The sequence below is a fragment of the Stieleria varia genome (genome assembly GCF_038443385.1).
Taxonomy (GTDB): Bacteria; Planctomycetota; Planctomycetia; order Pirellulales; family Pirellulaceae; genus Stieleria; species Stieleria varia.
Genome location: NZ_CP151726.1, coordinates 9707448 through 9719866, shown reverse-complemented (window position 1 = coordinate 9719866; position 12419 = coordinate 9707448). Strand labels below are relative to the sequence as shown.

Sequence of the window (12419 nt, the reverse complement as noted above, 5' to 3'; positions counted from 1 at the left end):
GGATTGGTAGTGGGTGTGGATGCAGGAGGCCGCAGGCTGTCCGCTTAACTAAGTTTCGCGGTTTACCAGGATTACGGCCGCCGACTTGTTTCACATCGAGCCCCTATTCTAGGCAAAGACGTGAAGAAGGCGAGAGTTTTCCACTTAGTTTTCCACAATCTTTTTTGTGCTTAACCTGTTATAGACACGGCAGATAACATCGACTGCTGTATCGATATCGGAGCTTGTGGAAAACCGCGACACACCGAACCGGAGGGCAGACTGGACCGCAGAATCGTTCAAACCCATCGCCAACAGCACATGACTGGGGGGGCTACTGCCGCTGCTGCATGCCGAACCGCTACTGCAAGCAATTCCGGCCATATCTAGGGCCATCAGCATGGATTGACGGTCGCTGCCGGGAAACGAAATGCATGTGGTTCCCGGCAACCGGGGGGCATTCAAGCCATGGACAATTGCCTCGGGCAGCCTGTGACAGATATTCATTTCTAAACGATCGCGTAGCTCTGACATTTGGAGCGACGTCTGGTCCATTTGCTTGCAAGCCATTTGTAAAGCCGTAGCCATTGCAAGGATCAGGGCGACTGGTTCGGTGCCCGGACGGGATGTCAGTTGCTGCTCTCCGCCATAGAGCATTGGACGAAGTGATACGCCCGCATCGAGCCACAGGGCTCCGATTCCGGCGGGACCGTGAAACTTGTGCGCCGTGAAACTCACCGCACTGGCTGTCAACTCAGACAGGTCGACGGGGATTTTTCCGATCGCTTGCGTGGCGTCCACGTGCAAGGGTACTCCGGCGGCGCGACAGATCCTGGCCGCTTGCTGGATCGGCTGGATCACGCCGGTTTCGTTGTTCGCGGCCATGATGGTCACCAAAGCCGGCGGAGTATCGCTCTGGAGAAACGATTCCAGAGCGGCCAAATCAACAACGCCATCAGCACCAACCGGAATCCATCTGACGTCGCGGCTATTCGGTTGCTGGGCCGCAAAACGCTGTTGAAGCCGTTGTGCCAGTGCCAACACGCTGGGATGCTCGATGCGGCTGACAACGATTGGCAAAGTGGGATCGTCACTGCCCAAGCCGAGAATCGCTAGGTTGTTCGCTTCGGTACCCCCGCTGGTCCAAATCAAGCGGGGACCTCCGGGCAGAGAAAAATCAGTGCCCAAGCATTCGGCGATGGTTTCCAACGATTTCTCAATCAGCAGTGCGGCAGCACGACCCGCTGCATGCTGGCTGGACGCGTTGGCAGGACCCGAGAGCAAGGTGTCCGCCAGAACACGTGCGACCATAGGATCGATCGCAGTCGTGGCATTGTTGTCCAGATAGATCACTTTACAGAGTTGTCCGTGGCAGATTCTTGCTTCGTCGATTCCTCTCGCTGGATCACAGTCGGTTCCGCTCGCGGCAGATCAGGATAGTCAGCCCGTAATTCTTGGTCGAAAGCGTCGGCCAAATCAGGGCGGTCCGACTGCCTCATGTCCGCGATCAGGGAGCGGTACTCGCGGATCAGTGTCTGATCGATTTTTTTTCGCAAGGTCTGGGGCGTGTCGTTTTCGGCTGAGCTGCGGGCGATCAGCAGCAGTTCGGGGATCAAGACATACAGTTCACGTTGGGCGAGCCGTTGAACCATCGGCCAGAGGACGGCGGCGTGTTGGGGGTGATCGGTATTCCATGTTTTCCAGAAACTCGTCCCGTCATGCAGCATCTCGAGCTGCTCGGTCAGCAGGTGAGCATCATCGGGCGTCGTGCCGGTCATCCCTCTGGATAACGATACCACGTGCCACTGCGTCGGAGGTCCCTTTGGCGTTTGGATCAAACCGGACAGTCGAATGCTGGTGGCGACCCCGGCGGTGGTCCCGGTGCGGGTGATTGGCGAGATTTGCAATTGCAGGCCAGGAATCTCGTAGAACGAAAAGTCTCGAGATTGAAAGTGTGAAGGGGCAAATTCGGTTCCAGTGACGTGACCCTGAAATCCGATCACCATCAAAACCAAGCCCGTGCACAGGACGGAACAGACAATCACGACCGTTCGACGAGTCTTCGCCGACTGTCTGCGGGGCATCGAGGCGGATCTGGAAACCGATGTGGACAAGGAATCACCGTTTCGGGATGTTGCGACACGATCTTAGCTACTTTTAATACTATACGGGCTGTACGCCCATCGTTGCGCCTGCCACAACAGCCTGACAGCCCTGTTGGGGAAAAGCGTCTTGGAAAAACAGTATCTGATCGCGGCATCAACATCCCCACCGGCATAAAAAAATTGACTCGCGTCATGAACTCAAACTGCTCATCGCATGCCGGAAACGATCCAACGGGAGGCCCACAAGTCCTCTCAGGGCCGCCAGGAGGCAGATTGTCGCGTTTTCATCGTGTGCCCGTTCATTTGCGGCCCTATGACGTACTTCGCGGAGGCAGACAGAACAACCGAGTATCAGCGGGTGCGTTGCTCTCGGATGTTGACGGCACAGGTTCAGCCCAGATCGGAGGGGAAATTGACGAGGATCCCGAGATCCGACGGATGCGTGCCGAAGCCGTGTTGTTGGTCGCCAAAACACCATTGAACACCCGAAAACTTGCCCAACTTGCTCACTTGGCGGACGGGACCGAGGCCCGTACACTTGTCCGCCAGTTGAATCAGATCTACGACGACCACGGACGCTCACTGAGAATCGAGCAAGTCGCCGGGGGATACCGATTAATGACTCGACCGGCGTACGCGCCCTGGTTGGCTCGTTTGGGGCACCTGCCGCCCACACTGCGACTCTCCACCCCGATGATGGAGACACTCGCGGTGGTCGCCTATCGCCAACCCGTTTCGCGTTCCAGTGTCGAGGCGGTACGTGGGGTTGCATGTGGCGAACTTTTGCGTCAATTGATGGAGCGTGAATTGATTCGCATTGCGGGCAGAAGCGAAGAACTGGGGCGACCCTATCTTTACGGAACCACCAAACGTTTTTTACAACTCTTTGGTCTCGCCAATGTCAACGCATTGCCGCCGATCAATTGGGATCAGATCGTAGACGATTCAGCGTCCCTCGATTCACCGACTTTAGCCACTCCAACCCTAGATTCCTCACCCGCTGATGATGTTTCGTCTTCTACCAAGGAGCCTTTCGTGAGCACCTCCCCTGCATCGGTTATCCCCGAAATCGACGCCGAGAATATGTCCTCCGCCATCGTTTTTGTTGACACACAGTCCGGTCCCACTGATCAGTCGACCACTGACCCAGTGACCGCCGTCATCGAAGACGAAGAAGATGATTTGTACGAAGGCGATGACGACATCGACGACGAAGAAGAAGAAGGCTGGGACGACGACTTCGGCGATGACGAAGACGACGACGATGAAGAGGATGATGACGAGGAGGAGGACGACGACGAAGACGAGTGGGAAGAAGTCGACGACGACGATGCCGACGAACTCGAAGAGGGCGAAGAAGAAATCGTCGAGGAAGAAGATGACGACGAGTGGGAAGAAGAGGATGAGGAATGGGACGACGACGACGAAGATGACGTCGACGATGACGAGGAAGAAGAGGAAGACGACGAGGATTGGGAATAATCCAGTCGGTCAGTCTCCCAACTGAAAGAGATGACGCAACGCATCGACAAGCCCACGGCGGTGTCCTTCCGCTGCGTCGTCTCGGAGCGATGAAAGCGGCGGGTGAAGCAACTTGTTGATCAGACGATCAAACGATTTTTCGATCTCCTTGGAATCCGCTTCACTCAGCCCCGCGTGCCCAAGCTTGTTCTTCAACCGCGTCAACTCTTCCTCTTTCAATAAGTGAGCCTGTTGACGCAGACGCTGGATCACCGGTCCGGTGGCTCGGTGATTCAAGTCACGAAGGAACAGTTCGGTTTCTTCGGCGATGATCTTCTTGGCTTTGGGCCACTCTTTCTCTCGCTCGCGGCGATTACGCTGACAGGCCGCCTGTAAATCGTCGATCTGGTACAGATAAACGTTGGGCAATTCACCGATCGCCACATCAAAGTCACGGGGAACCGCCAAGTCCAACAGCAACAAGACGCGATCCTTTCTCGCCCCTTGGATCGCCTCGAACTGCGACAGCGTCACGATCGGCTCGGTCGCCGACGTGGTCCCGATCAGCAGATCCGCGTGTACCAGTTGTTCCGATAGATCACTCCAGTCGGCCGAACGCACGCCGAAGGTTTCCGCCAATGCATCCGCGCGGGGTCGGCTGCGATTGAGTACCCAGACGTCGTTGGCACCCGCGGCGATCAAATACCGCATGGTCTCTTCGCCCATCTCACCGGCACCACACAGCACCACGTGTTTGTCCACCAACGTGTCAAAGACCTCTGGGACCACTTCGCCCACCGCCACACTGGGCACGCTGACGCGACGACGATGAATCTGTGTCTCGGTTTGCACCCGTTTGGAGGCCCGTTTGGCCGCTTGAAAAACCGCATGGATCAAAGGACCGGCTGAGCCGTTCTCACAGGCCAGGTCGTACGCCTGTTTGACTTGGGAGGAGATCTGGGATTCGCCCACGACCATGCTGTCCAGACTCGCGGCGACGGTGAACAAGTGCTCGACCGCTTCATTGCCCGCGCGATAGATCATCTGATCAACGACTTCGTCCACACTCAAATGATGCTCGCCGGCCAAGAACTCGACGACACTTTGGCGATCCAAATGAGAGTCGTCGTCTGTCGACGTGTAGAGCTCGACACGATTGCACGTGCTCAGCAGCACCAGCTCGCCATTGGGAAAACGCTCACGGAAACGCGACAACGCGCCGGAGATCTGATCGGCATTGAACGAGACTCGCTCGCGAAACTCAACGGCTGCATCATGGTGGCTGCAACCGATCATCTGCAGCTTCATGAACTCATCCCGTGCGAACTGGTCAGGATGCCGATCATGGCCAAAATCAAGAATCCAAGACTGGCCAGCGCCAGATAAAACGCTTTGCGGCCACGGCTCGCCGGTGCATAAAAATACTCCAGCGAAGTCGCCGCGATCAGCCAGATGAATAGCAGCACGCTTAGCAAGACACCGCCTTGCGTCCACCCGACATTACCATGGCGGTTGATGTTCATCACCACGCCGGCGACCACGCCCAAAGCGACAAACAAAGTACTCACCACCAGCGAACGGCGATTCATCCGTCCCAGCGTCTCCAGGGTGGGCAGTCGAAACCGCGCCGATCCAGCCCGCTTGTGTTTCAATCGCCATGACTGGACCAAATACATCACGCAGGCGAGAAACCCGATCAACACCGCACCACTGCCGATTACCATCGACAATCCGTGGATGCTGCCCCACACTCCGACGGCTTCGTCACGCGTGAAGGGCTCGAAGCCGCGCAACGCGACCGAAATCCCAATGGTCGCCAAAACCATCGGCAAGAAAAAGAAACTGATGATCGTGTCCGGACGCCGCAGGTAAAAAACCAGAAAACAGACGGCGAGCCCCAGCGCCAGCAATAACGACCACTCCGACCAACTGGCCAGCAGACCCTGCTGCTGGTGATCCCCATCGGGCACCTCCAAGACTCGAACGAACAGATAGGCCACATGGGTGAACAGTCCCAACCCCATCATGGCCAGGACCGCCATGGTCCGACCGGGAATCCGCCCCAACAGACGCAGCAGTTCCAACACCAGCACGATCAAGTAGCTGGCGAAAAAACACGTGACAGTGATTTTTCCGAGAATGGAAAGCATCGCGGGCGGGGAGGCAGGTGAAAGATCGGCGTGCGGCACGCACTCGCGCCACCACCCATGTTACACCTCTGATCCAAAATGTCACTGACCCAAAATGTCACTGACCTCTGCCCCAAACTCGCGTAGGACGGGAACTCTCGCCCGTCACACCCGCGCAATCTCCGGCACTCTCGCCCGTTTCAATCACTGTGCCGGACAGTACCAGCCGTTTTGGCGTTCGCCACGGCTGCTCGCGAGAAATCCACAGCTCATTCCAGGTTCCGCCGTTCCCCCTACCGATTCACAGCCAACTCGGATTTACTTGGCCGGGTCGCCGCCTCCTGCTCCAGGAACGCTTTGGCCTCGGCGATCTCGCTCTTTCGAAAGAATTTGATCACGCCCAAGTAAGCAGACTCGGTCCGATTCAGTCCCGCCAGTTTGTTCCAAGTGAGTCCACAAACTCGATGCCACGCGATCGCTTGCGCGGCTTGATGGGACAGCTCCTTTTGACGCAACGCCAACAACGCTCGGCTGAGTTCTTCGTCGGAGGTCAGCGAGTCCAGAGGAACCAACTCATAGGGAATCTTGGCGGACGGTTCTGCTTTGCCATGGTCCAAGCAAACACTCAACACACTGAGCTTACGCATTTTGTGAGCGCCGATCCTGAACAGCCCGCCGATGTCATTGCCCCCGCCAGGACCCTGACCCACGGCACCACCGACCCGCTGAGAAGCCCCGCCGCCAGCTTGTGCACCACCGCCCTGCTGTCCAAATCCCTGTTGTCCAAAACCCTGCCCTGCTCCGATCTGTCCGGCACCAAATTGTCCACCTGCAAATTGGCCCAATACCGGTTGAGCGCCAACCAACTCCGGCACACGGATCTCGATGGGTTCATCACCCTTGTTTCTCATCAGGAGATTGCCTTGCGTCGAACTGATCGCGATGTAACGAACCTCGACTCGCTGTTGATCGATCGCATCAAAGAGCGTCAACGCAGAAGTATCACCGAGCGTCGATTCAGATGAACTCGGTGAATCGGAATCAGCAGCGGTCACGCAAGTCCACGAGAAAATGGAGACCAACGTACAGGCAACGAACGGGGTAACGAAACTTTTCAGAAGCGGCATACCAAACTCCGAGAGACAAGGAACCCTGCGGGCGATGTTCACCTCGCGATGTGACCTTCATTCATTTGCAAACGCTGTGCCGCCAAAAAAACATTGCGTTATTGTCTCACCGCAACACCCCGCTGCATCGTTTGACCTCAATGCATCGCAGCGACTGTTGCATAGTGCAACACTCGAGAAAAAGGTGTCAGGACTCTTTTTGGTACCCGTTTGCTGATTTCGGTCGCGGAGTCCTGTAAACTGGATTCATGGGACGACCAAAACGCGCTGACGAAGCGGGCGGGATCTATCACGCACTGAACCGTGGAAACGCCAAGTCAGATATCTTCCACAAGCCAGAAGATTTCGACGCCTTCGAGCGGATCCTCGCCGAAGGACTCGAGCGATATCCTTGCCGGATACTCGCATACCAGTTGATGAGCAACCATTGGCACTTCGTGCTCTCGCCCACTGAAGACGGTGGCATGAGTCAGTTTCTTGGATGGGTCACACTGACTCACACGATGCGGTTGCATGCCCACTACGGAACCTCCGGTGAAGGGCACATCTACCAGGGACGTTTCAAGAGTTTCCCTGTCGAGGATGATGACCACTTTTTCACTGTTTGTCGCTATGCGGAGCGGAACGCACAGCGTGCAGGAATGGTCGAGCGCGCCGAAGATTGGAAGTGGGGGTCGCTATCACGCTGGCTTTCCAAGCCCGAGCGAGAGCCGCAATTGCTGTCACCTTGGCCGATTGCCCGCCTACCGAATTGGTGCGAGCGAGTGAATGAAGCATTGACCGAGGACGAGCTCAAAGCGGTCCGCTGGTGCGTCAAGCGAGGTGCTCCGTATGGAAGTGAGCCTTGGGTGGAGACAACAGCGCGCCGTCTGGACCTCGAGTCCACGCTCCGCCCAAGAGGCCGCCCCAAAAAGACGAACCACGAATCACCGAAACCCAAAAAAGAGTCCTGACACCTTTCTGACACCTGACACCTTTCTGACACCCTTCTGACACCCAGCCAGCCTCTCCAGCGCCGAGGAATCAGGAACGCAAACGGTTGCATTGGAAACCGCGGAAACATCGGAATCGGAATCCGAGTCGGTTCATGGGGGAATCTCCAGTCGCGTCCCTTGGGCGATTTCCATCCGGTAACGAAACAAGCGTGTGCGGCGTGCCACGCACCCAAAGCCGCCGGCGACCATTGCGTTACCTGTCACAGTTACCACAACAACATGTGTTAACTGGACGCACATTATGAGAACGAGTTGCTCGGGGATACTCCATCGGCAAAGTTTAAATCGACGTCACCGATTCCCCTCTCGCTTGTCCGGTAATTTCAGAAATTCCGCGTAGAGAAGGTGCGGTGACTTGGCAGGCAGCGACCAGGGCACTGCTCCAAAAAAGCCAGGAAAATCATTGACTCGGGGGGGCAACGCCCCCATGATTGGAGACATGAAACATTCAGCGGCGAATGATCGGGGCGTTGAGTCGAATAACGCTAATCGCAAGCGGGATTGGCATCGTCCAATTGCGACTTCTTACGAGCGTTTACAGGGACTGCACTTTTTAGAGCAACTTTCGTGTGATGAGTCGCCCGGCGCAGTCCGCGTCTGCTTGCGTGGCGTCTATCAAGTGGCTGAAGTCGCCTTTTGGAACATGGCAGATTTGATTCATCGCGGGGGGGCAGCCATCGATCGGGGTGACGCTGACACTGCGATCTCATGTTTGACTTGGCTTTCATCCATCAACCATTTAATGGTTCAGATTGGTCGACTTCCCCTGCGTCTGGGATTTGCTCCTGTCGGCGATACAACGGATACGATTCGTATCCACGAATCGCCAGCGATCAACCGTCTTTTGACTGCGATCGAATCTTTTGACGCAAACGCAGTAGAGAAGATTGACGTGCTCAATCTGCCGGATTCCGAACGAGAACGGTTGCAGCACCTCTGCTGCGTCTATTCGCATGACATCACAATTTGGGAACGCGACCTCGCTGCCGTTGTTGTTCCCTTTCGCATGCAAGACTATTGCGAATGGATTTGTGCCGACAAGATCCACGAGATGGTAGTGGACCTACCGATCAATGAAGACAGTTTTCTCATGCAGTTCCGGTGTCTTCATCAGATTCCAGAGATACTGGGTTCTGTTGCAAATGGACATTTACTCGTAGCCACGGAGGCAAGTCGCAGCGGCGACCCATGGACGGCGCATGACAACCTGATGGTTGCAAATACACTTGCCGAGATCATTGTTGCGTCCCTCCGCCCGATGATCGATTGCCTCTCAATCACGCATTACCACCGGATACGTACATACCTAGGTGTGACGAGTGGCAGTCAGTCAGTAGGACTCCATGACCGATTACTGCGAGACCGTTACAACGCATTGTGTGAGGCTGTCTGTGGCCAGTGCATTGAAGTTGCCTTGGACCGAAATGAAATCGACGCGCCCTCATCCGTCAGTATTGTGGAGGCAATCCGATTGGTTGCGGAGCATAAGGCGGACAACGAGAGAGTCCGCGGGTTTGACTTGGTGATTTCTCAGATCTTGCGTCTTCACCAGCTTTTGCACCACTGGCGTTCAGCGCACATGCACCTGCCTAGAAATAACCTTGGCGGTGGGAAAACCCGATCTTTGATCGGTGCCAGTAATGCTGTCTCAGCGGTCCAGCGAATGCGGGAGGCGGCCGAACGTAGCGATCCAGCAGTCGCTGTCGTAAAGGCTCGTTATGTGGGTTCGACGGAAGTTCCATTGCCTTTGACTCAGTACATGCATTCACCCCAATCGCTTGACAGCCAAGTCCTTGCTTCGCGCGGTGCGACCACGCGAGAGGCATTTCCAGATGTACAGCAAAGGACGGGTGAATTTGCAGGACAATGCCCGGCTGGACAATGCCCGATTGCCGAGTCGACAACGTCACGCAAGGATGCCGGCCGAATCACCAAATAGTTTTCAAACATTTACCGCAAGTCACTCTCGCTCTCGCCTTCTTTACGTCTCTCTTATCTCCCGCCTTCTCCCTTCCTCGTCCCGCCTTATAGTTGCAATTGGAATTGCCTGATGATCAATGATGGTAAGGAACCTCCGATGCAGAGGATGCGTTTGCTCCAGCTTGGAAACCTGTGCTTTCGGTCATGCAGTAGTGGTTTCGAAACGATGGACGCATGGAGTCACACGAAGTTTCCTAGTTTGGATCGACGTGTGGACTTTGTCACAATCTGTGGCAACATAACTGATGACGGGAAAGCAGATAGTTTTAGCATCGCTGCGGCGAAGCTTGCTACGTTGTTGAAGCAAAAGCTTAAAAATCCAGATTCGTCAAACGCTCCTAATCGCGTGATGGTTGTTCCAGGCCCTAAGGACATCAGACAAGATACGCCGAGCTATTGGAAACGTTATGACGCATTTCGACAGGATTTGTTTTCCCAACTGTTTGGGCCCAGCCGCGCAATGCCACAATGCTGGCGTACGGAACCAACTCAAGTTGACTATCGGCAGCTCAAGCACATCACACTTGTGGGAGTTCGTTATTGGACTCGCAAGAATCAGCGCAACGGTGAATCGCACAAGCATTTGGCCGATATTCTGGCGAGCAGGCTCAAGCAGATGGGAGCTTCGAATCTTGCATACGCGGAGAGCACTCCCACCGTCCTCGTCAGCGCAGAATCGCCGTTGCTCGCGAGTCTCGGCTACCGAGGCTACGACGAGTATCTCCATCAAGTTTTCAACGAGAGACTTCGTATCTGGCTGCACCTGTTTGGTAACGGTCCGCTCACGCACCTGCCATCAGAGCCCTTTCGGTACCAGCACCATTCCATTGGGACCGGAGAACTGGGAGAAGGGGAAAGCGCACGATTCAATCTCATCGAAATTGATTGGCCGTTCCATAGGTGTCGTCCAAAGGGCATGACGCCGTGTGAGCCCGATCAAGCCACACACCGAGTGATGACGCGATCGAGGCATTTCATTTGCAATCGTCAATCAAATGAATGGAGCGTTGCTGACCCAAGGTACTTCTTTTTGCGTGCCAGAGTAATCAATGAAAAAGATGATGAGAAGCTTATGAATAAGCATCTCAAAACCTTGGAAGAAAAACTTTTTCAATCCCCAGGAACCCATCAAGAACCTTGGCGTGCTGCGAGCCTATTGTTCGTTCCAGGGAGTGGCTTAGAATTCTTCTTCAAGAAAATAGCAGATCGCACGAGACTGATCGACCAGAAGATCGCCGTCACCGCGCATCAAGTCTTGGGAGAATCCGGGGAGTGGCAGAGCCGATGGGCAGACATCACTCATCAAATCGAACATCAACTGCGGTCGGGAACTGACGGCACGTGTAGACTGCTCGTTGTCTGCGATCCTGACTTCACTCGACTCTCGACAGACGAAAAAGAGCAACGCCAGAACATGATTCGCCAATGGATGGAAAAGCATGACGGCGACTTTGCTATGCAACGTCTCAAACTGGTTTATCTTTCTTATGACCCTGATGGACTTGTGATTCGTGGTACCGATACGATATTGATTTCAGATTACGATGATACTGCGATTGATGAGATTTTGAATCGCTTTGTCTATCGAATTCCGCTCAATGAAACTCAGTTGCAAAGCTATTTAGGCAATGCGGTCGGTCTAACCAGACATTTGCTGGATAACGCTAGTCAACTCTTTGAAACCGAGGAATGCTGGCCTGGAGAGTCCGTGCTGGCTGAAGGCACACCGCGGCAACTTGTTCGAGATGTCCTTGACCGTCGCTTGCTTGATAAAGTAATGGCACATTTCTTTGAATGGATGCATCAGCGTAATGGTCAAGTCGGTCGATCGCTCTTTCTCTACATCCGACGATCATTGCTGCGTCAATCGGCTTCGGGTAATCGCGTCGATCTGAACGAGTTCATCGATTGTTCGGATAAGAATGAATGGTTTGCCGGCGGTGAGAGCTTCGTGAATCAGCTTTGTGAGATGGGTTATCTGCAATGGGAAGATGAAAATCGCAAAAGTATCTTGGTCAAGGTTCTCGCGCCGTTTTTGTGCGAGATCACCTATCAGTTATTCTTGTCGCACGCTGGGCATGATGAAATATTGGCTTTGAAACTGAAGCATGCGATCGAGAAAAGGGGAAGAGCAATCGGACATGACGTCAACGTGAAGACCTATGTTGATGAGGATTGGCGTGGTCGGGATTTCATCACAACCGATGCGGCCGTAGAAGGTCACCTCAAAGACTCAGCGGGAATTATTTTTTTGCATCGTGGCGGAGACGATGTCAACAAAGGCATACACGAGGAAATTGAGATTTGGAAACGTCATGGAGGTGGTCTGGCTCGTCCACCGATTCGAGTCTTGACTGAGAAGGGGCGAGGTCCAAGTCCTCTGCATGTACCCGAGCTGGGGCGACTGCAAGACATCTATCTTCAGTCTCGCGGTGAAGATGGCCGTGCTTACGAACGTGACATGGATGAGATTGCTCAAGAATTGCTTAATTATTTTGGAGCCAAACTCGCCGGCCGAGGTCGCCTAAAGTGGGTTTTGCGACCGCTCGAAGCAGAACAATGGTCGGCAACCGTGCCGGAGAATGCGTAACACTCTACCTTGCCCCATTTCGTGTTAACTTAGATGTCAAGGATGGATTCGCG

General features: G+C 54.7%; 9 protein-coding genes. 4 read left to right on the top strand and 5 right to left on the bottom strand.

Annotation, left to right across the window (positions count from 1 at the left end; all coding sequences use genetic code 11):
* Positions 1-144: 144 nt before the first annotated feature.
* Together Pla52nx_RS32830 and Pla52nx_RS32825 are read right to left on the bottom strand one after the other, a co-directional pair.
* Positions 145-1332 carry a cysteine desulfurase family protein gene (locus tag Pla52nx_RS32830; RefSeq protein WP_146522999.1) on the bottom strand — a complete coding sequence of 396 codons (1188 nt, stop codon included), beginning with the start codon at positions 1330-1332 and terminating at the stop codon, positions 145-147.
* Positions 1329-2063 (bottom strand): hypothetical protein, encoded by a 735-nt coding sequence (locus Pla52nx_RS32825; RefSeq protein WP_146523000.1) that lies wholly within the window; start codon positions 2061-2063, stop codon positions 1329-1331. Before Pla52nx_RS32825 ends, Pla52nx_RS32830 begins: the two co-directional genes overlap by 4 nt.
* A 213-nt stretch (positions 2064-2276) precedes the next feature.
* Here Pla52nx_RS32825 and scpB point away from each other — a divergent pair, with 213 nt between their 5' ends.
* Entirely contained in the window at positions 2277-3566 is a 1290-nt protein-coding gene (gene scpB, locus Pla52nx_RS32820; RefSeq protein ID WP_231742648.1) for an SMC-Scp complex subunit ScpB, read from the top strand.
* Positions 3567-3575: 9 nt separating this feature from the next.
* Here scpB and hemA read toward each other — a convergent pair whose 3' ends face one another.
* The 3 genes from hemA to Pla52nx_RS32805 form a co-directional block, all read right to left on the bottom strand.
* The gene (gene hemA / locus Pla52nx_RS32815) at positions 3576-4853 is read right to left on the bottom strand and encodes a glutamyl-tRNA reductase (RefSeq protein WP_146523001.1); all 1278 of its coding nucleotides are present in this window, start codon (positions 4851-4853) and stop codon (positions 3576-3578) included.
* A complete protein-coding gene (locus Pla52nx_RS32810) occupies positions 4850-5695 on the bottom strand; it encodes a cytochrome c biogenesis protein CcsA (protein WP_146523002.1) in 846 nt (281 codons plus the stop codon). Before Pla52nx_RS32810 ends, hemA begins: the two co-directional genes overlap by 4 nt.
* 272 nt (positions 5696-5967) lie before the next feature.
* On the bottom strand, positions 5968-6801 hold the full coding sequence (locus tag Pla52nx_RS32805; RefSeq protein WP_197455035.1) for a hypothetical protein: 834 nt from the start codon (positions 6799-6801) through the stop codon (positions 5968-5970).
* Positions 6802-7049: 248 nt separating this feature from the next.
* Between Pla52nx_RS32805 and Pla52nx_RS32800 the strand changes: the two genes are divergently transcribed.
* From Pla52nx_RS32800 to Pla52nx_RS32790, 3 genes are all read left to right on the top strand, one after another.
* Positions 7050-7754 (top strand): transposase, encoded by a 705-nt coding sequence (locus Pla52nx_RS32800; protein WP_146523003.1) that lies wholly within the window; start codon positions 7050-7052, stop codon positions 7752-7754.
* A 481-nt stretch (positions 7755-8235) separates the two neighbouring features.
* Entirely contained in the window at positions 8236-9735 is a 1500-nt protein-coding gene (locus Pla52nx_RS32795; protein ID WP_146523004.1) for a hypothetical protein, read from the top strand.
* Positions 9736-9987: 252 nt separating this feature from the next.
* Entirely contained in the window at positions 9988-12366 is a 2379-nt protein-coding gene (locus Pla52nx_RS32790; protein ID WP_197455036.1) for a hypothetical protein, read from the top strand.
* Positions 12367-12419: the final 53 nt, after the last annotated feature.